The organism is Sphingomonas sp., from assembly GCF_965248875.1.
Lineage (GTDB): Bacteria > Pseudomonadota > Alphaproteobacteria > Sphingomonadales > Sphingomonadaceae > Sphingomonas.
Genome location: NZ_CBDFKR010000002.1, coordinates 16,175 through 39,641 on the forward strand (window position 1 = coordinate 16,175; position 23,467 = coordinate 39,641).

Here is a 23,467-nt window from a genome sequence, read left to right on the forward strand (position 1 = left end):
TGTCCCCCTTTTCTTTATGGGTAAGGCGATCGCGACATGACCGAGCCCACCATCCTCGACGCCGGCCTGAAGGGCCTGTGCCCCCGCTGCGGCGCGCGGACGCTGTTCGGGCGCCACTGGATCAAGTTCGAGCCCCGCTGCACCGCCTGCGGACTCGACATCGGCGCCTTCAACGTCGGCGACGGCCCCGCCGCGTTCCTGACGCTGATCCTGGGCACCGTCATCACCGGGCTTGCCATCTGGCTGGAGCTGGCCGTTCACCCGCCGGTCTGGGTGCACATCCTGCTCTGGCCGATCGTCACCTTCGCCGGCGTGATCGTGTCGCTGCGTCTTGCCAAGGCGGCTCTGCTCGCCGCCGAATACCGCAATCGCGCCGAACAGGGGCGGCTCAAGAAATGAGGCGCGTACCGGTCGTGCCGACGCTGGTCGTCGCGCTGGCCGTCGCGCTGATGATCGCGCTGGGATTGTGGCAGCTGCTGATCCGCCTGCCTGCCAAGGAAGCGCAGCTGGCACAGCTCGCCGCCAACCCGTCGCGTTCGCCCGTCGCCTTTCCGCTCCACCCCGACGACCGGCTGTTGTTCCGGCGCGTCTCCGCGGTCTGCGTGCCGCCGGTCGCAATCCGGCTGGTCGGCGGCGGCGCAGCGGGATTTCGCGCGGTCGCCCGGTGCGGCGGCGTCCCCGCCGTGACGGTGGCGCTCGGCACCACCCGCGATCCGATGCAGCGGGTCGGCTGGCCCGGCGGCGCGGTGAGCGGCTATCTCGGCCATGCGCCCGACGCCCGCCCGCTGATCGCCGCGCTGTGGGACCACACGCCCAGGCAGCTGATGATCGTGGCCGAAACCCCGCCGTCCGGCCTTGCCCGCAACGCCGCACCCGATCTCGACTCGGTCCCGAACAACCACCTCGCTTACGCGGTGCAATGGTTCTTCTTCGCAGCCATCGCGATCGTCATCTACGCGCTGGCGCTGCGGCGGCGCGCGCGCGGCGCGGTTTGAGCGCAACCAGCGGGACGTCCCGCGACCGGCGGGCCGCTATCGGAGCGATCGAAAGGATTGCCCATGACCTTCCGCATCAGCGCGCTGCCCCGTGCCGCCTTCGCCCATCTGTTCAACCTCTCCGACGAGGCGCTGCCCGCCTGCGGCGCCCGCCGCGTCCTAGCCGGCGCGAGCGGCGGCTACCCCTGTCGCGTCAGCCTGACGGACGCCACGCCCGGAGAGACGCTGATCCTCACCCACTACGAACATCAGCCCGCCGACACCCCGTTCCGCGCGGGCCACGCCGTCTACGTCCGTGAGGCGGCCGCCGACACGCACCTCGCGCCCGGCGAGATCCCGGCGCTGCTCCGTTCCCGCCTACTGTCGCTGCGCGCGTTCGACGGGGGCGGCATGATGATTGACGCCGATGTGGCCGACGGCGCGGCGATCGCGTCCGCCATCGACGCAATGCTGGCCCACCCGCAGGTCGCCTATCTTCACCTCCATTATGCCAGGCCCGGCTGCTACGCCGCGCGCGTCGACCGCGCCTGACGCGGGCCAATCGGGGGCCCGACTTGCCGGGCGCAGAGTGGCCCGCTACCCGCCGCCGCGATGCGCTACATCAGCACTCGCGGCACTGCGCCGACGCTCGACTTCCGCGGCGTGACGCTGGCGGGGCTGGCGGCCGATGGCGGGCTGTACGTGCCCGACGTCTGGCCGCGCTGGTCGGCGGACGAGATCGCCGCGCTGGCCGGACTGTCCTATCCACAGACCGCCGCGCGCGTGCTCGCCCCATTTGCGGACGACGCCATCCCACCCGCCGACCTGCTCGCCCTGTGCGAACAGGCCTATGGCCGCTTCGCTCATGCCGCAGTCGCCCCGCTGGTCCAGCTTGACCACGACCAGTGGATGCTGGAGCTGTTCCACGGCCCAACGCTCGCCTTCAAGGACGTAGCGCTGCAGCTGCTGGGGCTGCTGTTCGAGCGGTTCATCGCCGGCGGGAACCGCGATGGCCGCCCGCTGACCGTCATCGGCGCGACCAGCGGCGACACCGGGTCGGCCGCGATCGACGCCCTGGCGGGACGCGCCGGGGTGGAGGTGTTCATGCTCCACCCGCTCGGCCGCGTCACCGACGTCCAACGGCGGCAGATGACAACCGTCGCCGCGCCGAACATCCACAATATCGCGGTGGAGGGCGACTTCGACGCGGCCCAGGCGCTGGTCAAGGCGATGTTCAACGACCGCGGCTTTGCAAGCCGGTTCCGCTTGTCGGCGGTCAACTCGATCAACTGGGCACGCCTCGCCGCACAGGTCGTCTATTATTTCTACGCCGCCGTCCGGCTCGGCGCGCCCGGGCGCGCGATCGCGTTCAGCGTACCGACGGGTAATTTCGGCGACGTCTTCGCCGGCTATGTCGCCGCGAAGATGGGCCTGCCGATCGCGCGGCTGATCGTCGCCACCAACGTCAACGACATCCTCGTGCGCGCGCTGACCGGAAGCGACTATTCGCGCGGCGCGGTGCAGGTCACCGCCACCCCGTCGATGGACATCCAGGTTTCGTCCAATTTCGAGCGGCTGCTGTTCGATCTGAACGGCCGCGACGGGGCGGCGCTGGCGGCGCAGATGGCTGGATTCGAGGCGACGCACGCAATGCGGCTGACGGCGGAGCAGCACGCGGGCGCGGCGCCGCTGTTCGCGGGCGACGCGGTCCGCGCCGATGACATGATGACCGCGATGCGCTGGGCGCACGAGCGCGGCGGCGAGGTGATCGACCCGCACACCGGCATCGCGCTCGCCGCCGCGCGCCGCGCCGCCATCCCCGCGGGAACGCCGGTCGTGACGCTCGCCACCGCACACCCCGCCAAGTTTCGCGATGCGGTGGAACGCGCCACCGGCGTCCGCCCGGCGCTGCCGCCGCGCGTCGGCGACCTGTTCCAGCGCCAGGAGCGGTTCGCGACGCTGCCCGCGACAACCGCAGCGGTCGGCGGCTTCATCGCCGAGCACGCCGCCGCGTGACCCTGCAGACGCTCGTCGGTGAGCCCTGGCCCGATTACGGGCTGATCGACTCGGGCGATGGCCGCAAGCTGGAGCGGTATGGCCCCTACCATTTCATCCGCCCGGAGCCGCAGGCGCTGTGGGTGCCCGCGGCGGCCGGCTGGGACGCCGATGCCGAATTCGTCCCCGGCTCCGACGAGGAGGGCGGCGGGCGCTGGACCTACCATCGTGCCGTCCCGCGCGACGGCTGGCCGCTAGGGTGGGACGACGTTCGCTTCACCGCGCAGACGACACCGTTCCGCCATCTCGGCTTCTTTCCCGACATGGCGCCGGTCTGGCTGTGGCTGCGCGAGCGGCTCGCCGGCGTCGATAGCCCGGAGGCGCTCAACCTGTTCGGCTATACCGGCGTCGGCAGCCTTGCCTTGGCTAGTAAAGGCGCGCGCGTCACTCATGTCGACGCGTCGAAGAAGTCGGTCGACGCCGCCCGCGCCAACGCGCGGCTGTCGGGGCTGGCCGATGCGCCCATCCGATGGCTGATCGACGACGCCGCGAAGTTCGTCGCGCGCGAGCGCCGCCGCGGCCGCCGCTACGACGGCATCCTGCTCGACCCCCCCAAGTTCGGCCGCGGCCCCGAGGGCGAGGTGTGGCGGCTGGAGGAGCACCTGCCCGCGCTGATCGCGGGGTGCCGCGCGCTGCTCGACGACCGCTCGCGCTGCCTGTTCCTCACCGTCTACGCGGTCCGCATGAGCGCGCTCGCGATCGGCGAGATGCTGCGCCAGGCGTTTGCCGACCTGCCGGGCACGGTCGAGGCGGGCGAACTAGGCGTGCGCGAGGAAGCGCGCGGCCTGGTCCTGCCGACCGCGATCTGGGCGCGATGGTCGAATTAGCTGTCCTACACAGCCTGCTTCGGCCAGCCTCGCCACCGTTCTTTCTCAGTGTCGCATCGGTCGCCCGCCACCTCGGGCGGGGCGTCGCGCGCAACGCGCGAGCCTCTGCTTAGCCTCTACTTCCGATGGTCAGTCCATCCCCGCCCGGATCGCCGCCGCGGCCACGAACGGTGCGCCGGCGACCAGCACCAAGCTGACCGCTGCGAGCAGCTTCGCCGCGCCCGGCCCCGCATCGACCATCCCCGCCCCGAAGATCAGCAGCGGCACCGCCAGCGGCAGCATTACCAGCCCCGCCACCGCCCCCGCGCCGCGCAGCCCCGCGACCAGCGCCGCCGTTGTCAGCCCCAGCGCCGCGAGCCCCGGCGTGCCGATCAGCAGCCCCAGCTCGACCCGGCCCAGCGTAGCCCCCGGCAAATCGAGCAGCGCCGCCGCCACGACAGTCGCCAGCACGAGCGGCGGCGCGAAGCCGAGCCAGTGCGCCACCAGCTTCGCCGCAGCGACCATTGGCAGCGGCACGTCGCGGATCAGCAGCTGATCGATGACTCCCGCCTCGACGTCGGGCGCGACCAGCCGCTCGACGGGCAGCAGCGCCGCGAGCAGCGCCGCGGCCCACACGACCCCGCCACCGACTCGCGCGAGCAGCCGCGGATCGGGACCGACCGCAAACGGGAACAGCGTCGCGACCAGGAGGAAAAAGGCGACCGGCCACCACACCCCCCCACTCGCAACCGACCGCCGGAGGTCGCGCCGGATCAGCGCGATCAACATGCGGCGCCCTCGCCAGGCAGCCGCAGGCCGAACGCGCTCGGCACAGCAAGCGGCTGGTGGGTCGCCATCAGCACCGCCCCGCCCGCGGCCCGATGCCGCCCGATCAGCCCCTCCAGCATCGTCACGCCATCCGTATCGAGGCCGTTCGCCGGCTCGTCGAGCAGCCACAGGTCCGCGCCGCTCGCTGCCATCCGCGCCAGCCCGGCGCGCCGCCGTTGCCCGGTCGATAGCAGCCGCACCGGCACCTCGCCAAGCGCTGCCAGCCCGACCGCCGCCAACGCCGCCTCGCCGCCGTCGAGCTTCGCCCAGAAGTCGAGCGCATCACGCAGCCGCCGCTCGCCGTCCAGCGCATGCCCCTCGCCGAGCAGCGCCACCGCGCCCTCGCGCTCCACCGTCCCGGCCCCGGCGCGAAGCAGCCCCGCCGCGACCCTGATCAGCGTCGACTTGCCCGCGCCGTTCGGCCCCGTCACCACCGCCGCGTCACCCGGCCGGAGCGCGAAACTCACTCTTTCCGCGAGTACCCGCCCACCCCGCACCAGCGCCACGTCCGCGAACGTCAGCGCCGCCCGGCGGTCGCGCCCCTGCGCACTCGGTGCTTGCCCCGGCATCGCTGCCGACCCTACCGTGCGCCGGTCAGGAACCCAAGGAGTACGCCATGAGCGAGCCCCGGATCGAGCCGCCCATCGAGCCTCTGAGCGAGGCCGAGCGCGCCGATGCGCTGGATGGCCTGCCCGATTGGGACTATGAAGACGGCCGCGATGCGATCCGGCGGTCGATCGTCTTCACCGACTTTGCGGCGGCGTTCGGCTTCATGGCGCGGGTCGCGCTGATCGCCGAGAAGGCGGACCATCACCCGGAATGGACCAATGTCTGGAACCGGGTAGAGATCCTGCTGACCACCCATGACGCGGGTGGACTGAGCCACCGCGACATCGAGCTGGCGACGGCGATCGACGGCATTTTGGGCGATTAGTCGCCCATCCCACGGCGCATCATCTTGCGCAGCCGCCCCGGCATCCACCGCGCCGCGAACGCCATGCGCCGCGCGGTCGGCCCTACATAGGTGTGGACGCGGTCGCCATGCACCGCCGCCCACGCCGCTTCCGCCACCGTGTCGACCCCGGTCAGCTCCAGCCCGCGCTCGACCACCGCCTCGCGGATCGAGCGGTTGCTGGCGCCCGCCAGCCCATCGAGCAGCGGCGTCTCGATGAAACCTGGTACCAGGTCGCGCACCCTGATACCGTCGCCATGCCATTCGCCGTCGAGCGCCTCCGTCAGCGCCCGCACCCCGAACTTGGTCGCCGAATAGGGCGCCAGCCCGGCCGAGCCATAGATCGCCGACGCCGACGCCGTGTTGAGCAGGCAGGACCCCGGCGTGCGCCTGAGGTAGGCGTGCCCGATCCGCGCGCCGTTGAGGACGCCGGTCAGGTTGATCGCCACCACCCGGTCGATCTCCGCGAAATCGGTCTCTGCCAGCGGGCCGCCCGAGCCGATACCGGCGTTGTTGAACAGCACGTCCAGCCGCCCGCCCGACGTTTGGGTAAAGGCGTCGAGCGCCGCGACCCAGCCATCGCGGTCGCGGACGTCGAGCGTGTAGCGCTGCGCCATGCCGCCTCCGAGTTCGGCGATCGTCTCGCTCAGCCCGCGCTCGTTGACGTCGGCGACGCCGACCCGCCAGCCGCGGCTCGCGAACAGCTTCGCCGTCGCCCTGCCGATGCCCGACGCGCCGCCGGTGATGAAGATCGCCTTTATCTCGCTCATGTCTGGCCCCGCGTTTGACTTGGCCGCCGCTATGCCCGCAACCTGCATGGCCATGCCAGCCCCCGCGCTCGCCTTTGAGGATGTGACCCGGCGTTACGGCGACGCCGCCGCGGTGGACGGGGTCAGCCTGGCGGTGCCGGGCGGCGCTTTCGTCGCGCTGGTCGGCCAATCGGGGTCGGGCAAGTCGACGCTGCTCAAGACCGTCAACCGGCTGGTCGAGCCCGGCCGCGGCCGCGTCCTGATCGATGGCGCGAATGTCGCGGACGGCCCCGCACCGCTGCTGCGCCGCCGGGTAGGCTATGTCTTTCAGCATCTCGGGCTGTTTCCGCACCTGACGGTGGCGGAGAACATCGCGATCGGGCTGCGGATCGCCGGCCGGCGCAACGAGAACCGCGTCCCCGCGCTGCTCGATCTGGTCGAACTTCCCAGCGCCTTCGCTACGCGGCTGCCCGCCGCGCTGTCGGGCGGTCAGCGCCAGCGGGTCGCAATCGCCCGCGCACTCGCGCCGGGCGCGAAGCTGCTGCTGCTCGACGAGGCGTTCGGCGCGCTCGACCCGGTCACCCGCAACGCGCTGGGCGGCGCGATCCGGCGGCTGCACGAAGAGCTGGGGCTGACCACCGTGCTGGTGACGCACGACATGGCGGAGGCGCTGCTGCTCGCCGATCGCGTGGCGGTGATGGCGGCGGGTCGGCTCGTCGCGAACCTGACGCCCGCCGAATTGCTGGCGGGCGGCGGTGGCCAGGAGGCGCAGGCACTGGTTGCGGTGCCGCAGGCGCAGGCAGCGCGTTTGCGGGCGCTGGCAAAGTGAGCCTCGCCGACACCGTCGCCCGTGTCCCCCCGCTGCTCGCGCACCATGTTCTCCTCGCCTTCAGCGCGCTGGCGCTCGGCGTCGCGCTCAGCCTGCCGCTCGCGATCTGGTCTTCCCGTCGTCCCGCCCTTGCCGCGGCGGCGTTGGGGGTCGCAAGCTTCGTCCAGACCATCCCGGCGCTGGCGCTGCTCGCGCTCTTCTTCCCGCTCCTGCTCGCGCTCGGGCTACCCGCGCTCGGCTTCCTCCCCGCTCTGTTGGCGCTGACGCTCTACGCGCTGCTGCCGATCCTGCGGAACGGTGTCGCGGGGCTGCGCGGGCTCGATCCGGCGGTGCTTGAGGCGGCGGATGCGGTTGGCATGACGCGGGGGCAGAAGCTGCGGCTGGTCGAGGCGCCGCTCGCCGCGCCGGTGGTGATCGCGGGCATCCGCACCGCCGCGGTGTGGACGATCGGCGCCGCGACGCTGTCGACCACGGTCGGCAGCCCAAGCCTGGGCGACCTGATCTTCGCCGGGCTGCAGACGCAGAACTGGTCGCTGGTGGTGGCGGGCTCGCTCAGCGCCGCCGCACTGGCGCTGGCGGCGGACGCCGCGTTCGGCGCGATCGAGCGCGGCATCGCCAAGCGGCGGCGGCGCTGGTGGATCGGCGGGCTGGTCGCGCTTGCCGCCGGGCTCGCCCTCGCCACCGCGCCGCTATGGCGGCACCCGGTGCGACGCCCGGTCGTGATCGGCGCCAAGAACTTCTCCGAGCAATATATCCTTGCCCGTCTGATCGGCGACCGGCTGACCCGGGCCGGCTACACTGTCGAGTATCGGGACGGATTGGGGTCGGCTGTAATCTTCGACGCGCTCGCGAGCGGGACGGTCGACGTCTATGTCGACTATGCGGGCACGCTGTGGACCAACCAGATGCGCCGCGGCGACGTGGCAAACCGCGAGGCGATGCTGCGCGCGATCGGCGACTGGACCGCGCGCGAGCGTCAGGTGCGGCTGCTCGGGCCGCTGGGGTTCGAGAACGCCTACGCCTTCGCAATGCGCGGCGACACGGCGGCGGCACGAGGCATCCGCACGCTGGACGATCTCGCCGCCGCCTCGCCCACGCTGGCGCTCGGCAGCGACCTGGAGTTTCTGGAGCGGCCGGAATGGCGCGCGGTACAAGCCGCCTACCCGTTCCGCTTTCGCAGTGCGACGCCGTACAGCCCGACCTTCATGTATCGCGCATTGCAGGGCGGGGCGGCGGACGTCGTCACCGCCTTCTCGTCCGACGGGCGGATCGCGGCGGACCGGCTGACGGTGCTGGCCGACACGCGGCACGCGCTGCCGCGCTACGACGCGCTGCTGCTCGTCGCACCTGGGCAGGCGCACGACCCGCGCTTCACCGCCGCGCTGGCGCCGCTGGTCGGCAACATTCCGGTCGAGGCGATGCGCGAGGCCAACTATCTGGTCGACCGCGACACCGCCAAGCGCACACCGGAAGAGGCGGCCCGCTGGCTCGCCAGCAGGCTCGGCTCAAAAGAATAGCTTGCGCACCGCCAGCCGCACCGTCCGGCCCAGCGGGTCGAGCAGATCCGGCTGATAGTTGACCGGCGTCGCGCCCGTCTGATCGCGGACCCGCTCGCGCGCGTCGAACACATTGTCGACCGCCAGCGTGACGCGAAACCCGCGCAGCCAGGGATGCTTCCTGAGCAAAGCCAGCCGCTGGCCGGGATCGGCGAACAGCCGCAGGCTGGCGGTGGTCAGCGCGCCGAAATCAAGCCGCGTCGGGGCCGCCGCCGTGCCGCCGTTGACCTCGGTCGCGCTGCGGAAATTGACGGACAGCCGCGCGCCCAGCCCGTTGTTGGTGTAGCCCGCCTGCCCCTCGACCTCGTGCCGGGGCTGGCCGCCGCTCGATCCGATCGCGTCGCCGTTGATCAGGTCGAGCCGCGGCCCGCCACTGGCGACCAGCACCGAATCGGTGAAATGCCAAGTGTGGTACAGCGCAAACTGCAGCCGCCCGCCGCCCGGCCCGCCGCGCCCGCCGAAGCCGCCACCACCACCACCGCCGCGGAAGCCGCCGCCGCCACCCGGTCCGCCGAAACCGCCAGAGGGCGTCGCCCCCGACGTCGGCGCGCCGGTCTGCCCGGTCGCGGGCGCCCCGCCTTGGGGCGCCGCACCGGGTTGGCCGCTCTGCCCGCCGTTCCGCCGCCCCGGAAAGGTCAACCCCGCAAAGGGGTTAGGTCCGGTACCGGCGCGGAACGCCTCGATCTGCCGCTGCAGCTGCGACTTCAACGGGATCGACAGGTTGAAGCCGTAGCGCAGCTCCGACCGCTCGGTCCGCGCGAAGTTGATCGGGCGCGTGTCGACGCGCGTCAGCTGGCCGGCGGCATCGCGGGTGAAGCGCCCCGGAAAGGCGCCCGCGATCGCCGCGGTGGCGGTGGAGAAGCTCGCCACAGGGTCGTCGACATGGCTCGAGACGTAATTGGCCAGGAAGGTCAGGTCCCGCTCGCGTGACGGCCGCACCGTCAGCCCGATCTTGGCGGTATGCGTCTCAAATCCGCGCAGATTGGCGTTACCGCCGCTGATCGTCGTCACGACCGCGTTGGCGGCGTTGACGTAATCGAACACGCGGACGTTGGGGGTGACGACCTGCGGATTGCCGAGTTGCTGCGGCGAGGGGGCGCCATCCTCGTCGGTGACCGACACGATCAGCCGGATCGCGTCGACCGGCGCCCAATTGGCGCCATAGCCCAGCGTCGTCAGCGTGCCGAAGTCGCTCAGCGTCTGCACCGCCGCATTGACGTTCGCCGACAGCGTCCCGATCGTGCCGCCGAACGCCTGGGCGCGGCTGGTGATCGGCAGGTCCAGGTTGATGCGCCCGGTCGCCTGATCGCGCGTCAGGTCGCTGCGCTGCGACACGCCAGCGCGCGACGAGCGGCCGAAGAAATCGATCAGATCCCCGCCGGCCGCCAGGCTGGTCGTCACCTCGCCAGCGGGCAACCGAAACAGCGATCCGTTCGCCTGCGCGTCCAGCCCCCAATCCTGGCTGCGCGAAATGGCGCGGCTGTCGGGCAAACGCGCTAAATTGAGCGGGCCGTTCGGGTTCGCGGTAGGATCGTTGGCGGTCAGGCGCGCCTGGAACCCGCTCGCATCGTAATTGCCGTCGGTCAGGGTGCGCCCGTCGATCCGATCATAAGCGCCGATCAGCGACCAACGCCACCGGCCGGCCTGGCCGTTCAGGGTCGAGCCGACATGACTGGTGATCGTCGCGGTGCGCTGCGCCAGCGGTTCGGTGCCGACTGCGCGCTGGGTCAGCCCCGGCGCCGTGAACGGATTGCCCGCGGGCACCGTGAGGTTGACGATCGGCAACCCCTGCAGGCTGCGCCCGGTCTTGGCATCGATCGTGCCGTTCAGCGTCGCGCCAATGCTGCCAAGGACGTTGCGCGCATAGGTCGCGTTGGTGCCGAAGCTCCGTGCCTGCCCGAGCAGCGTCCGGTATTGCGACTGATCGATCGCGCCAGGTGCGGTGATCACGTCGCGATCGGCCTCAAGCACGGCCGCACTCTGCTGATAACTGCTATGGACGTTGAAGCGCTGGTCGCGGCGGATCGACAGCCAGTCGAGCTCGCCCTGCGGATTGTTGCGGTCGCCGCGGGTGGTGATCCGGTCGGACAGCTCGGTCGTGGTGGCGCGGAAGCGCTGGCGCAGCACGAAGTTCACCACCCGCTGGTCGGCGCGATAGCCGTATTTCAGCGCGACCTCTTCGGGCAGGATATCGACCCGCGCGATCGCCTCGGTCGGCAGGTCGCGGATTTCCTGAAATCCCGCGATCCGCCGCCCGTTGAGGAGCACGACCGGCGCGCCGCCCGAGCCGCGGCCCGAACGCGTCTGGGGGCTGAGTTCGTTGAGGAGCTCAGCGACCGAGTTGACGCCGTAGGAACGGATGTCGGCGGGGCCGAGCTGTTCCTCGGGCGGGATGTCGCCGACGACGGCGCCCGGCAGTCCGCGCTGGCCGCGGACGATGATGTCCGGCTCATCCGAATTGGCATCCTCCGCGGCGGGCGAACGCTGCGGCGTGGCGGCAGGCGGGGCGGTCTGCGCCGTGCGTGTGGCCGGGGCCGGAGCGTCCTGCGGAGCCGGTGTGGGGGTCGCTTGCGGTGCGGCAGGCACGCGCGGCGCCTGTTGCGCGGTCGCCGCGGCGGGGATCGCAACGGCGATCATCAGGGGCCAGCGGCGCATGGTAACTCCGGTCAATGGTCGGCAAGGGGGCGCCCGTAACGGGCGTTTGTCGCAAGAATGTCTCGATCGCGTGAAGATCGGGTGCTTAATCCACCCTGACCAGCCCCGTCGCATACTCCTTCGCCTTGGCGACATAATGCGCCGCCGACAGTTTCAGCCCGGCGATCTGCGCGTCGGTCAACGCGCGGACGGCGCGGGCGGGGCTGCCGACGATCAGCTGGCCAGGCGGAAATACCTTCCCCTCGGTCACCAGCGCGCCCGCTCCGATCAGACAATGCTCGCCGATCTCCGCCCCGTTGAGCACCGTCGCGCCCATCCCCACGAGCACGTACGCGCCGAGCGTGCAGCCGTGCAGGATCGCATGGTGCCCGACCGTGCAGCCCTCGCCGACGATGCAGGGCACGTCGGGGTCGGAGTGAAGCATCGCCCCTTCCTGAATGTTGGCCTGCGCGCCGATCGTGATCGGCGTGTTGTCAGCGCGGATCACCGCGCCGAACCAGACCGACGCCTCCTCGCCGAGATGGACGTCGCCAATCAGCTCGCCCGACGGCGCGATCCAGCTCCTAGGATGGACGGTCGGCTCCTGCCCGGCGATGCGATATAGGGGCATGCTATCGATCGCTCCAGCCAGGCTCCGCCGCCTTCGCAGCCCGGCGGAAGCGATGCAGCAGCGGCTCGGTATAGCCGTTGGGCTGCGCCACGCCCTGGAACACCAGCGCGCGGGCGGCCTGCATTGCCAGGCTGTCGGGCGTCAGCGGCCGGTAGCGCGGGTCGCCCGCATTCTGCGCGTCGACCTTGGCCGCCATCCGGGCGAACGCCGCGTCGACCTCGTCCGGGGTGGTGACGCCGTGGAGCAGCCAGTTCGCGATGTGCTGCGACGAGATGCGCAGCGTCGCCCGGTCCTCCATCAGGCCGATATCGTGGATGTCGGGCACCTTGGAGCAGCCGACGCCCTGATCGATCCAGCGCACCACATAGCCCAGGATGCCCTGCGCATTGTTATCGAGTTCCTCGCGCACCTCGTCGGGCGTCCAGTTGCGCCCGGTCGCGACCGGCACGGTGAGCAGGTCGGCGAGCGGCGCGATCGGTTCAGCCCGGCGCGCCTGCTGGCGGGCGAAGACGTTGACGCGGTGATAATGCGTCGCGTGGAGCGTCGCCGCGGTGGGGCTCGGCACCCAGGCGGTGGTCGCGCCGGTCATCGGGTGCGCGATCTTCTGGGCGAGCATATCGGCCATCATGTCGGGCGCGGCCCACATGCCCTTGCCGATCTGCGCCCGACCGCTGAACCCGCAGGCGAGGCCGATCTGGACGTTACGGTCTTCGTACGCCTTGATCCAGCCGGACGTCTTCATCTCGCCCTTGCGGATCATCGGCCCGGCGCGCATCGCGGTGTGCAACTCGTCGCCGGTGCGGTCGAGGAAACCGGTGTTGATGAAGACGATGCGGTCCCTCACCGCGTGGATCGTCGCGGCGAGATTGGCGGACGTGCGGCGCTCCTCGTCCATGACGCCGACCTTGATCGTGTGGCGGGGGAGGCCGAGCAGGTTCTCGACGGCGTCGAACAGGCGGTTGGTGAACGCCGCCTCGTCAGGGCCGTGCATCTTGGGCTTGACGATATAGATGCTGCCGGTGCGGCTGTTCATGCCCTTGTCGTGGCGCGCGCAGAGGCTGGTGACGATCGCGTCGAGAATGCCCTCGGGCGCCTCGCCGCCGTCGGGCAGCAGCATCGCGGGCGTCGTCATCAGGTGGCCGACGTTGCGCACGAACAGCAGCGCCCGGCCGGGCAGGACCAGCTCGCCGCCTTCTGGCGTGGTGTAGCGGCGATCCTCGTTGAGGCGGCGGGTGAGCGCCTGACCGCCCTTCTCGAACGTGTCGGTCAGGTCGCCGCGCATGACGCCCAGCCAGTTGACGTAAGCCGCGACCTTGTCGTCGGCGTCGACCGCCGCGATGGAGTCCTCCAGATCGCAGATGGTGGTGATGGCGGATTCGAGAAGTATGTCTTCGATACCGGCCGGATCAGTCAGACCAATCGCCTCCGACGGTGCGATGACCAGCTCGATATGCAGGCCATTGTGACGTAGCAGCACATTCCGGAAGCCACCCGGATCGACTTCGCTGCCGAAGCCGACAAAATGGGAAGGTTCGGCCAAGGGTGGAACAGGGTCGGGGTTGAACAGCGTCTTGCCCGTCCACTGTGTCCAGCTCATTTCGCGCAGCGGTACGACGTCGTCGAGGAACGCCTTCGCCCAGGCGATCACCTGCGCGCCGCGCTTCTCGTCATAACGCCCACCCGGATGATGCGGGCCAAGGACGTCCGTCCCGTACAGCGCATCATAGAGGCTACCCCAGCGCGCATTGGCGGCGTTTAAAAGAAAGCGGGCGTTGAGCACGGGAACGACCAGCTGCGGCCCGGCGGTCTGCCCTACCTCGGGATCGACATCCTGTGTCGTGATCTGAAACGGTACGGGCTCCGGGACGAGGTAGCCGATCTCGCGCAGGAGGGCCTCGTCGACGGGCTGGCCGGCCCGGTAGCGGGCGTCGATCTGCGCCTGCAGATCGTCGCGCCGCGCCAGCAGTGCGCGGTTTTCCGGCGCGAAGCGGCCGAAGATCGCCGCGACGCCGGACCAGAAGGCGTCCGCGTCCAGCCTCGTCGCGGGCAGCGCCTGCTCGTCGATGAAGCGCGCCAGCGGCTCGGCGACCTTAAGGCCCGCCTTGTCGATCATGTCTTCAGCCTTTCGTTGAGGGTCGGCAGGGCCCCGCGAAGGGCGCCCGCTTGCCCCGGACGCCTGCGCGGTGCAAGCGGCGTCGCACTTCCACACGAAGGCGTCCCGATGCTCCTCCCCGTCCTGCTCCAGCTTCAGCCCGCGCCGGCAGCGGCACCCTGTCCGGCTACGCCCGTCGCGGCGCCGGCCGAGTTGGTCGGCTGGTCGCCGCAGACCCACGTCACCGCCACCGCCTCGCCCCCGGCGGCGCTGCCGGTCGGCCGCGGCGTTCTGGCGACGCTGCTCCCCGCCGCTTCGGTCAACCTCGCGGTGCCGACGCTGCGCCCGCCCGCGCCCGGTAGCAGCGCGGCGGTGTTCGCCTTCACCGTCGCGACCGCCGGCCGCTATCGCGTTGCGCTCGGCGAAAGCGTGTGGGTCGACGTCGCCGCCAATGGCAGCGCGATCAGCTCGGTCGCGCACGGCCACGGACCGGCCTGCTCGCCGGTCAGGAAGATGGTCGACTTCGATCTTCGGCCCGGCAGCTACCGGCTGCAGATTGTCGGCAGCGAGCAGCAGACGCTATCGCTGGAAATCGTGCGCCTCGCCCCGGCAACCTAGCCGCCAAGCTCCTTGGCCAGCGCGTTGATGCGGCCGGCATAGTCGCCGCGCAGCCGCTCAAACGTGGCGATCGCCTCCTCGCCGTCATCATCCACAACGTAGCCGCTTTGCCGCAGCCGCTCGATCAGTCTGCGCACGACCTCTGCGCCGAGCGGTGCCGGGTCCAACGCCTCCACCCCAAGCAGCCCGGCGAGCCGCGCGGCTGTGCGGCTGCCGGTGCGGTGCATCAGTGTCGCGGCACCCCGGGCCTCGTGCTGCGTCAACGCCATCAGCATTGTCGCCGCGTCGAGCACCGCCTCCAATGAGGTTAGCCAATCGCTCTCCGCGTCGACCGAGTGGAAAAAGATCAGCATCGGCGAGGCGATGTGACTGTGCAGCATCGCCGCGGCCCAGTCGCGCCAGATGCGGAAGAAATCGTGGAGCTCGGAGCCCACGTCGAGCGACGCGACCGCCTGCAACAACCCGATCCCGGTAGGTGGCGTCCCCGCGAGGCTGGCGAGCGTCAGCACCCGCGACTCGCGCTGGTGTAACGCGCTCTGCACCTGGACGACGAAGGTCAGCGTCGCGGTGATGACGCCGAACCCGCTTAACCCCGCCGCCAACAGCAGCCACCGCGCGGGGCCATGCGCATTGACCTCGCTTACGCCCAGCGTCAGCAGCGACGAACCGGCGAAGTAGAGCGCGTCGTCCAGTCCGGTGAGCTCCGGTGTGAAATGATGCCGCAACCCGAAGAACAGCAGCCCATAGCCGAGCAGCAGGAGCAGCATCCAGCTGGCGAAGATCAGGAGGAAGACCAAGGGCGCCAGGACGTTGGACCGCCCTTGCCGCGGGGTGCGCCGTCGGAAGGAGAACAGCCGTGCCGCCAGCATCGCCGGCTGGCGAAGGCGCGCGCCGATGCGCAGCACGCCCTCCGCCGGCCCCGGTACCAGGATCGTCGCAAAGATATCGGCAAGCGTCACGCCGGTCAGGACCAGTCCGGTGATCACGCAGAGCAAGGTGGTGGGTGACAACATCAGCCACACAACGCACGCGTCGCGGCAAAGCCGCTTATGCGCTAGGCGAAGGCAGGCCCTGCGGCGGCGAGAGCATGCCCGGCGATCAGCGCCACCACCTGCGGCAACAGCGGCTCGGGCAGGTCGTGACCCATGCCCGCAAGCTCGACCAGCCGCGCAGCCGGTATTGACGCAGCGGTGTCGCGCCCGCCCGCAATGGGCACCAGCGGGTCAGCGTCGCCATGGATCACCAGGGTCGGCGCGGTGACGGTCGCGAGCCGCCCCCGCCGGTCGCCGTCCGCGACGATCGCGCCGAGCTGACGCGCGAAGCCCTGCGGATAATAGGACCGGGTCAGGTCGCGGCGCACCCGCTCCGCCAGCACCGCCGGATCGGTGCGGTGGACGGGACTGCCGACCGTCTGTGCCGCCTTGACCCCGAACGCCACCAGCGCCTCGACATCGCCACCCGCCGGCCGGCTCATCAGCACCGCGTTCGCCTCGGCCGAGGCGCGCGGCAGCGCCGGGTTGCTAGTCGTCGACATGATCGAGGTCAGCGACAGCACGCGATCGGGATAAGTCACCGCAACGAGCTGCGCGATCATCCCGCCCATCGACGCGCCTACGATATGCGCCTTGGCGATACCGAGCGCGTCGAGCAGCCCGACCGCGTCGGCCGCCATGTCGCCCAATGTGTACGGGACTTCGGGCTTCGCGCCCGTCATCATCGCCATGCCGAGCTGCATCAGGTTCGGCACGCCGCCGCTCTCGACCTTGGTGGATAGGCCGACATCACGATTGTCGTAGCGGATCGCGCGGAAACCCTGCGCGACCAGTCCGTCCAGCAACGCGTCGGGCCACAGCGTCAGCTGCGCGCCCAGGCCCATAATGAGGAGGATGGCGGGCGCATCCGCCGGTCCGCGCGCTTCCCACTCGATCTCGATCCCGTTCGCCTGCGCACGCGCCATTCCCGTCTCCTTGTGCAACGGACGTGCCCGGTCGCGGTTGCGGCCGCAACCCTGTCGCCGCCGAACCGGCGCTGCTAGGTGCGCGCCATGGGGCAGGGAGTGACGCCGCTCGGGCGGACGATCGTGGTCATCAGCGACCTGGTGGAGGGGCGTACCCCGCCCGACTGGGTCGTCGAGGCCGAGCCTGGGCCTCCGGCGCCTGTCGACACCGGGTCGCTGCGCCCGGCGCTGGCGGTGACGGGCGGCTATCTGGAGCGACTGCCGCTGGCGTGCGTCAAGGTGGGGCTCGCCGACCGGGCGGAGATCTGGCACCACCTCGCGCCGGGGCTGCCGCACCGCTACAAGGTCGAGCACGACCTGCTGGTCCGCCGCGCTTTTCCGCTCGACGACGCAAGAGTTGAAGGGGGGCCGCCGGTCCGCTCGGGGGCGATGCGGCGGCATTTCGAGCGGCTCGGCGCGCCGGCGCTGCTGGTCGTGCTCGGGCTCGGCGTCGAGGCGGGGGTGCTCGACGCCTGCGCCGGGTCGACCATCCTCTACAATTCGATCGACCATCCCGCGTTGCGCATGCCGGACGACGTGGCGCGGCGCTTCGACCTCGTGCTGACGGGTGCGCCCTGGCAGTCGGATGAGGTCGAGCGGCGCGTGCCGGGGATGCGCACCGCGGTACTGCCGATCGGGCCTGAGTTCGCGGCGGTCGACCTGTTCCGGCCGCTGGATGAGCCCAAGACCCACGACCTGATCTACGTCGCCGCCGCGCAACCCTATAAGCGCCACGACATCCTGTTCGACGCGCTGGCGCAGCTGCCGCGGTCGGTCAGCGCGCTGTGCGTGTTCGGCTATGGCGAGCTGGCCGACGCGTATCGCGAGCGGATCGCGCGCGAGGGGCTGAACATCGAGTGCGCCGGACCGCCGGGTGTGCCGTTCGCGGAGGTCAACCGGCTGATGAACCGCGCGCGGATCGGCGTGGTATGCGGGCGCGACGACGGCGCGCCGGCGATCCTGACCGAATATATGCTCGCCGGGCTGCCCGTCCTTGCCAACGCCGAATTGAGCTGCGGCCGCCAGTACATCCTGCCCGAAACCGGCGCGCTCGCCACCGCGGACGGATTTGCACAGGGCATTGTCGATCTGCTTGCCCGCGCGCCGGCGATGGACCCCCGCGCCGAAGTGCTCGCACGCTGGGCCTGGCCGCATAGCGTAGCGCGCCTAAAGACCCTTATTTTGAATAATCTAGATCAAACGCCGTGAGCGAAATCAGTAGATGCGCGTTGCAGTACAGTTATGCTGCATCCGCGAACTGATCCTGCTCGGAGCCGTCTGTGAACCCTGTCGCCCCGGCGCCTTCCCAACTCATCCTTCTGTGCTTCTCCCACCTGCGCTGGGATTTCGTCACCCAGCGGCCCCAGCATCTGATGAAGCGGTTCGCCGCCACGCATCGGGTGTATTTCTGGGAAGAGCCGATCGGGGGTGACCATCCGCTGCCCTATCTTGAGCACCACGGCTTTCCCGCCGACGGCGTTACCGCGCTGCGGCCGCGGCTGCCGCACTGGTGGAGCGCCGAGGAGAAGGAGGCGGGGCTCAGGCGGCTGCTCGACGAGTTCGTCGCCACCGGCGTGCCGGTCGCGCCGGTGCTATGGTTCTACACACCGATGATGTGGGGGTGGGCGCGTCACCTCAATTCTGCGGCGATCGTCTATGACTGCATGGACGAGCTCAGCGCATTCGTCGGCGCCGACCCGTTGCTGGTTGCGCGCGAAGCGGCGCTGCTCGGCGCGGCGGACCTCGTCTTCACCGGCGGTCGCAGCCTGTACGAGGCCAAGCGGCGACGGCACGACAACGCGCATTGCTTCCCCTCCTCGATTGAAGCGGCGCATTTTGCACAGGCGCGTGGCAGGATCGACGAGCCAGTAGACCAGCGGGGGGCCGCGCGACCGCGGCTCGGCTATTACGGCGTGATCGACGAACGCCTCGACCTGGCGCTGATCGACGCGGTCGCGACGGCGCGGCCGGATTGGCAGATCGTGATGATCGGGCCGGTGGTGAAGATCGATCCCGCCACGCTGCCGCGCCGCGTCAATATCCATTGGCTCGGGGCGAAGAGCTATGCCGAGCTGCCCACCTATCTGGGCGGCTGGGACGCGGCGCTGATGCCGTTCGCGCTAAACGAGGCGACGCGGTACATCAGCCCGACCAAGACGCCCGAGTATCTGGCGGCCGGGCGGCCGGTGGTATCTACCCCGATCACCGATGTGGTCGCCGAGTACGGCAAGCTTGACGCGGTCGGCATTGCGAGCACGCCAGAGCAGTTCGTCGCCGCGTGCACCCGCGCGCTGGTGTTGCCGCGGGGCGGGGCGTGGCTGCGCGCGGCAGACGCGGTGCTGGCGCAGACCTCGTGGGATAAAACGCAGACAGCGATGGCGGCGCTGATCGACGGCGCGATCGACCGCCGCCGCGCGGCCGCGACCCCCGCGATCCGGCCGAGCAATACGGCGCCCGATTACGACGTACTGATCGTCGGCGCGGGCTTCGCCGGGTCGGTGCTGGCGGAGCGGCTGGCCGGGGGCTCCGGTCAGCGGGTGCTGCTGATCGACCGGCGCGACCATGTCGGCGGCAACGCCTATGACGAGCAGGACGCCGCCGGTATCCTGATCCACCGCTACGGCCCGCATATCTTCCATACCAACAGCGACGACGTCTGGGCGTACCTGTCGCGCTTCACCAAATGGCGGCCGTACGAACATCGCGTGCTGGCGTCGGTGCGCGGCAAGCTGCTGCCGATCCCCATCAACCGCACGACGTTGAACGGCCTGTACGGGCTGGGCCTGAAGGACGACGCCGCGGCGGCCGCCTTCCTGGCCGCGCGTGCGGAACCGGTGGCCGACATCCGCACGTCGGAGGACGTCGTCGTTGCAGCGGTCGGCCGCGAACTCTACGAGACCTTCTTCCGGGGCTACACGCGCAAGCAATGGGGGCTGGATCCTGCGCAGCTCGATCGTTCGGTCACGGCGCGGGTGCCGACGCGCATCTCGACGGACGACCGCTATTTCCTCGACAAGCATCAGGCGATGCCAGCCGACGGCTACACGCGCATGTTCGAGAACATGCTTGACCACCCGCTGATCGACGTCGAGCTGGGGGTCGATTATCGCGACGTGGTCAGCCGCGTCACCGCCGGGCACGTGATCTATACCGGCCCCGTCGACGAGTATTTCGGCGGCTGCTTCGGTCCGCTCCCCTATCGCTGCCTCAGCTTCCGCCACGAGACGCATGACCGGGCGCAGTTTCAGCCGGTCGCGGTGGTCAATTATCCGCTGGAGGACACGCCCTATACCCGCATCACCGAGTACAGGCACCTGACCGGGCAGGCGCATCGCCGCACCAGCATCAGCTATGAGTTCTCGTCGGCGACCGGCGATCCTTATTACCCGATCCCGAACGCGGAGGCGCAGGCGCTGTACAAACGATACGAGGCGCTGGCCGACGCGGAGCTCAACACCAGCTTCGTCGGCCGGCTCGCCACATACCGATACTACAATATGGATCAGGTGGTAGGACAAGCGCTGGCGACCTACCGGCGGCTTGCCGAGCGGCTGCCGGCCCGCCATGGCGCGACGGTGACCAGCTCCGACGCCCAATGACGCCCGAGCCTCGACGGCGCCTCTGCCTAGCGACCGTCAGCCCCAATCCGTCGGGTGTTGGTCAGCACCTGTTGACGCTCGCCTCGGCGCTTGCGGCGGACCACGACGTAACGGTCGCGGCGCCCCGCGGCAGTCTGCTGCTGGCGCAGGCGACGGCGCTGGGATGCGCGGGCAAGGCGCTGGACGACGACGATGGAGACCTCGCCCGCTGGCTCGGCCGCGCGCGCTTCGATCTGGTCCACCTCCACGCCGGGATCGGTTGGGAAGGGCACGGCTTGACCAGCGGCGCGAGGGCGGCAGCCAGCGCGGTGATCCGCACCGAACATCTACCCTTCCTCCTCACCGATCCGGCGCAACAGGCGGAACATCGCGCCGCCGTCGCCGCAGTCGACCGGCTGATCTGTGTGTCGCAGGCGGTGGCCGACAGCCATCTCGCCGCCGGGATCGAATCGGGTAAGGTCGTTACCATCCTCAACGGCGCGGACGCGCGCGAGGTGCGCCGCGACCCGGCGGCGTTGCGGGTGGAAATGGGGCTCGACGGTGGCCCGCTGTTGCTGATGGTCGGGCGGTTCGAGCCGCAAAAGGCGCATGGCTGCGCGCTCGACGCGCTGCCGACGGTGCTGGCGGCATACCCGACGGCGACGCTGCTGATGGTGGGCGACGGGCCGCTGCTGCCCGACATCGCGCGGCGGATCGGGCGCGAGCGGCTGGGCGGCGCGGTGCGGCTGCTCGGGCGGTCGGACGATGTCGGCACACTCTACGCGATGGCCGACCTGCTGGTGATGCCCTCGGAGTTCGAGGGGCTGCCGCTGGCGGTGCTGGAGGCGTTTGCTGCCGGGCTTCCCGCCGCCGCCGCCGCCGCGCCCGGCGTCGCGGAGCTGGTCGAGGACGGCGTTACCGGCTGGCTCGCGCCGGTCGGCGATGCGCAGACGCTGGGCAGGACGATCGTGGCGGCGCTCGCCGGCGAGGCGGCGCGCAACGCCGCGGGCCGGGCGGCGCAGGCCGTCTGGAAAGATCGCTATCAAGCCAGGCGGATGACCGACGAGACCACTGCGCTGTATCGCGCCGTGCTCGCCGACAGGATATCACCGGAAGGACATCGTGTGACCAGAGTGGCGTTCATCGGCGCGGGCGGGATCGCGCACCGACATTTCGGGGTGCTGGAGCAGTTCGACGACGTCACGATTGTCGGTGTTTGCGACACGGACGAGGACCGCGCGCGAGAGGCGGCCGAGCGCTTCGGCGCGCTCGCGTTCACCGACGCGGACGCTATGCTGGACGAGGTCGCCGCCGACGCTGCCTACATCTGCGTGCCGCCCTTTGCGCATGGCGGCCCGGAGCGTGCGGCGATCCGGCGGGGGCTGCCGTTCTTCGTCGAGAAGCCCGTCGCGCTCGACCTTGCCACCGCCGAAGCGATCGGCGAGGAGGTGGAGAGCCGCGGGTTGGTGACTGCGGTCGGCTATCACTGGCGCTATCTCGACACGGTCGACGAGGTTCGGGGCCTGCTCGCGCGCACCCCTGCCAGGCTGGTGTCGGGCTATTGGCTCGACTCGACCCCGCCGCCCCGCTGGTGGTGGCATCAGGATCAGTCGGGTGGGCAGATGCTGGAGCAGACCACGCACCTGATCGACCTCGCCCGCTACCTGCTCGGGCCGGTGACCCGGGCGTACGGGCTGGCCGGGCACGACGACCGAGCCGAGTTCCCGGACCTTGACGTCGCCACCGTCTCCACCGCCAGCCTGCAATTTGCGAGCGGCGCGGTCGGCAACTTCGCCTCGACCTGCCTGCTCGGCTGGAACCACCGCGTCGGGCTGCACCTGTTCGGCGATCGGCTGGCCATCGAGCTGACCGACCACGACGTGATGATCGACACTGGGCAGGGTCGCCCGGTGCGCGGCAACGGATCGGACCCGGTGTGGCAGGAGGACCGCGATTTCATCGACGCGGTGCAGGGCAAGGAGAACCGCATCCGCTGTCCCTATGGGGAAGCGCTGGAGACGCTGCGGCTGTGCCTCGCGATCGGTGAGTCGGCGCGGTCGGGCGAGGCGGTGACGCTCGCCGTTGCGGCGAAGGAGCCGGCGCTTGTCTGAGCATCGGCACATCCGCTCGCTCGGCGTCGAGCGGCCGCTCCAGGCGTTTTTCGCGGGCTATGACGAGGGGCCGCCGGGTGACGGCGAGGTGAGGCTCGACACGCTCTACACCGGGCTGTCGGCGGGGACCGAGTTGACCTTCTACAAGGACACCAACGTCTACCTGCGCCATCGCTGGGACGCGGGCCGCAACGTCTTCATCCCCAACGAGCCGCAGCAGCATTTCCCGGTGCCGTTCCTGGGCTATATGGAGATGGGCCGCGTTGCGGAATCGCGCGCCGGTGGCTTCATTCCGGGCGACCTGATCGGCGGCGCCTGGGGACACAAGTCGGGGCACACGGCCAATCCGTTCCACGACGTGCTCACCCACTTGCCCGCGGACCTCGATCCCGTGCTGGGCATCTATGTAGGGCAGATGGGGCCGATTGCGGCGAACGGCATCCTCCATGCCGATGCCGAACTGATGGGGCCGGTCGTGCCGTCGCTTGGCGCGAGCCTGGCGGGGCGGCCGGTGCTGGTCATCGGCGCCGGCGTGGTCGGCATCTTCGTCGCGCTGTTCGCGCAACGGGCGGGGGCGAGCGAGGTGGTGATCGCCGATCCGTCGCCTTTCCGCCGCCTGCGTTGCGAGTGCCTGGGCATGACCGCGATGGACGAGGAGCAGGCGTGGCAGCACGCCAAGTCGCGCTGGCTTCACGGCGGCGACGATCGCGGCGCGGACGTTGTGTTCCAGACGCGCGCCGACAGCAGCAGCCTCCACCGCGCGCTGAAAGCGCTGCGCCCGCAGGGCACGGTAGTCGATCTCGCCTTTTATCAGGGCGGTGCGGACGCGGCATGGCTGGGCGAGGAGTTTCACCATAACGGCCTGTCGATCCGCTGCGCGCAGATCAACCGCGTGCCACGCGGCATGGGCTTCGCGTGGGACAAGGCGCGCCTCGCCCGCGAGACGGTGGCGCTGCTCGCCGCGCGCGGGGCGGAGATCAAGGCGCAGGTCGTGACCCACATCGTGCCCTATGATGAAGGCCCGCAGTTCCTGGACCACCTGGTTCGCGACCGGCCGG

The 23,467-nt window shown here is 70.5% G+C and carries 21 protein-coding genes; 13 read left to right on the forward strand and 8 right to left on the reverse strand.

Annotated elements, in window-relative coordinates; translation table 11 throughout:
* Positions 1 to 36: 36 nt before the first annotated feature.
* The 5 genes from ACP2AD_RS00135 (at position 37) to ACP2AD_RS00155 (ending at position 3,856) form a co-directional block, all read left to right on the forward strand.
* Positions 37 to 399, forward strand: a complete 363-nt coding sequence (locus tag ACP2AD_RS00135) for a DUF983 domain-containing protein (protein WP_425228046.1) — start codon at positions 37 to 39, stop codon at positions 397 to 399.
* Entirely contained in the window at positions 396 to 995 is a 600-nt protein-coding gene (locus tag ACP2AD_RS00140) for an SURF1 family cytochrome oxidase biogenesis protein (RefSeq protein WP_425228047.1), read from the forward strand. The genes ACP2AD_RS00135 and ACP2AD_RS00140 overlap by 4 nt, the downstream gene beginning before the upstream one ends.
* Positions 996 to 1,058: 63 nt before the next feature.
* The gene (locus ACP2AD_RS00145) at positions 1,059 to 1,526 is read left to right on the forward strand and encodes a DUF1203 domain-containing protein (protein ID WP_425228048.1); all 468 of its coding nucleotides are present in this window, start codon (positions 1,059 to 1,061) and stop codon (positions 1,524 to 1,526) included.
* Positions 1,527 to 1,586: 60 nt separating this feature from the next.
* Positions 1,587 to 2,990: a threonine synthase gene (gene thrC, locus ACP2AD_RS00150; protein ID WP_425228049.1), complete on the forward strand. Its 1,404-nt coding sequence runs from the start codon at positions 1,587 to 1,589 to the stop codon at positions 2,988 to 2,990.
* Positions 2,987 to 3,856, forward strand: a complete 870-nt coding sequence (locus ACP2AD_RS00155) for a class I SAM-dependent methyltransferase (protein ID WP_425228050.1) — start codon at positions 2,987 to 2,989, stop codon at positions 3,854 to 3,856. Before thrC ends, ACP2AD_RS00155 begins: the two co-directional genes overlap by 4 nt.
* A 129-nt stretch (positions 3,857 to 3,985) precedes the next feature.
* Here ACP2AD_RS00155 and ccmB read toward each other — a convergent pair whose 3' ends face one another.
* The gene (gene ccmB / locus ACP2AD_RS00160) at positions 3,986 to 4,624 is read right to left on the reverse strand and encodes a heme exporter protein CcmB (protein ID WP_425228051.1); all 639 of its coding nucleotides are present in this window, start codon (positions 4,622 to 4,624) and stop codon (positions 3,986 to 3,988) included.
* Positions 4,618 to 5,232, reverse strand: a complete 615-nt coding sequence (gene ccmA / locus ACP2AD_RS00165) for a heme ABC exporter ATP-binding protein CcmA (protein ID WP_425228052.1) — start codon at positions 5,230 to 5,232, stop codon at positions 4,618 to 4,620. Before ccmA ends, ccmB begins: the two co-directional genes overlap by 7 nt.
* Positions 5,233 to 5,279: 47 nt before the next feature.
* Between ccmA and ACP2AD_RS00170 the strand changes: the two genes are divergently transcribed.
* Positions 5,280 to 5,597, forward strand: a complete 318-nt coding sequence (locus ACP2AD_RS00170; RefSeq protein WP_425228053.1) for a 4a-hydroxytetrahydrobiopterin dehydratase — start codon at positions 5,280 to 5,282, stop codon at positions 5,595 to 5,597.
* Here the strand turns inward: ACP2AD_RS00170 and ACP2AD_RS00175 are convergent.
* Positions 5,594 to 6,385 (reverse strand): SDR family oxidoreductase, encoded by a 792-nt coding sequence (locus tag ACP2AD_RS00175; protein ID WP_425228054.1) that lies wholly within the window; start codon positions 6,383 to 6,385, stop codon positions 5,594 to 5,596. The two genes, ACP2AD_RS00170 and ACP2AD_RS00175, sit on opposite strands and share 4 nt — an antisense overlap.
* A 52-nt stretch (positions 6,386 to 6,437) precedes the next feature.
* Between ACP2AD_RS00175 and ACP2AD_RS00180 the strand changes: the two genes are divergently transcribed.
* Together ACP2AD_RS00180 and ACP2AD_RS00185 are read left to right on the forward strand one after the other, a co-directional pair.
* On the forward strand, positions 6,438 to 7,193 hold the full coding sequence (locus tag ACP2AD_RS00180) for an ABC transporter ATP-binding protein (protein ID WP_425228069.1): 756 nt from the start codon (positions 6,438 to 6,440) through the stop codon (positions 7,191 to 7,193).
* Complete coding sequence (locus ACP2AD_RS00185) at positions 7,190 to 8,710, forward strand: ABC transporter permease/substrate-binding protein (RefSeq protein WP_425228055.1); 1,521 nt, start codon at positions 7,190 to 7,192, stop codon at positions 8,708 to 8,710. The genes ACP2AD_RS00180 and ACP2AD_RS00185 overlap by 4 nt, the downstream gene beginning before the upstream one ends.
* Here the strand turns inward: ACP2AD_RS00185 and ACP2AD_RS00190 are convergent.
* The 3 genes from ACP2AD_RS00190 to ACP2AD_RS00200 all read right to left on the reverse strand — a co-directional run bounded on the left by ACP2AD_RS00190 (position 8,699) and on the right by ACP2AD_RS00200 (position 14,127).
* Positions 8,699 to 11,404 (reverse strand): TonB-dependent receptor, encoded by a 2,706-nt coding sequence (locus ACP2AD_RS00190; protein WP_425228056.1) that lies wholly within the window; start codon positions 11,402 to 11,404, stop codon positions 8,699 to 8,701. The genes ACP2AD_RS00185 and ACP2AD_RS00190 overlap by 12 nt on opposite strands.
* 85 nt (positions 11,405 to 11,489) lie before the next feature.
* Complete coding sequence (locus ACP2AD_RS00195) at positions 11,490 to 12,014, reverse strand: gamma carbonic anhydrase family protein (protein WP_425228057.1); 525 nt, start codon at positions 12,012 to 12,014, stop codon at positions 11,490 to 11,492.
* Position 12,015: 1 nt separating this feature from the next.
* Positions 12,016 to 14,127, reverse strand: a complete 2,112-nt coding sequence (locus ACP2AD_RS00200) for a malate synthase G (protein ID WP_425228058.1) — start codon at positions 14,125 to 14,127, stop codon at positions 12,016 to 12,018.
* A 108-nt stretch (positions 14,128 to 14,235) separates the two neighbouring features.
* Here ACP2AD_RS00200 and ACP2AD_RS00205 point away from each other — a divergent pair, with 108 nt between their 5' ends.
* Positions 14,236 to 14,724, forward strand: coding sequence for a homogentisate 1,2-dioxygenase (locus ACP2AD_RS00205; RefSeq protein ID WP_425228059.1), 489 nt, complete (start codon positions 14,236 to 14,238; stop codon positions 14,722 to 14,724).
* Here the strand turns inward: ACP2AD_RS00205 and ACP2AD_RS00210 are convergent.
* Positions 14,721 to 15,737: an ion channel gene (locus ACP2AD_RS00210; protein ID WP_425228060.1), complete on the reverse strand. Its 1,017-nt coding sequence runs from the start codon at positions 15,735 to 15,737 to the stop codon at positions 14,721 to 14,723. The genes ACP2AD_RS00205 and ACP2AD_RS00210 overlap by 4 nt on opposite strands.
* Positions 15,738 to 15,778: 41 nt before the next feature.
* A complete protein-coding gene (locus ACP2AD_RS00215; protein ID WP_425228061.1) occupies positions 15,779 to 16,681 on the reverse strand; it encodes an alpha/beta fold hydrolase in 903 nt (300 codons plus the stop codon).
* An 87-nt stretch (positions 16,682 to 16,768) separates the two neighbouring features.
* Between ACP2AD_RS00215 and ACP2AD_RS00220 the strand changes: the two genes are divergently transcribed.
* The 4 genes from ACP2AD_RS00220 to ACP2AD_RS00235 form a co-directional block, all read left to right on the forward strand.
* Positions 16,769 to 17,929 carry a glycosyltransferase gene (locus ACP2AD_RS00220; RefSeq protein ID WP_425228062.1) on the forward strand — a complete coding sequence of 387 codons (1,161 nt, stop codon included), beginning with the start codon at positions 16,769 to 16,771 and terminating at the stop codon, positions 17,927 to 17,929.
* A gap of 71 nt (positions 17,930 to 18,000) precedes the next feature.
* Positions 18,001 to 20,319, forward strand: a complete 2,319-nt coding sequence (gene glf, locus ACP2AD_RS00225) for a UDP-galactopyranose mutase (protein WP_425228063.1) — start codon at positions 18,001 to 18,003, stop codon at positions 20,317 to 20,319.
* Positions 20,316 to 22,409 carry a glycosyltransferase gene (locus ACP2AD_RS00230; protein WP_425228064.1) on the forward strand — a complete coding sequence of 698 codons (2,094 nt, stop codon included), beginning with the start codon at positions 20,316 to 20,318 and terminating at the stop codon, positions 22,407 to 22,409. The genes glf and ACP2AD_RS00230 overlap by 4 nt, the downstream gene beginning before the upstream one ends.
* Positions 22,402 to 23,467: zinc-dependent alcohol dehydrogenase (locus ACP2AD_RS00235; protein ID WP_425228065.1), on the forward strand; the 1,066-nt coding region annotated here is incomplete at its 3' end. The genes ACP2AD_RS00230 and ACP2AD_RS00235, both read left to right, overlap by 8 nt.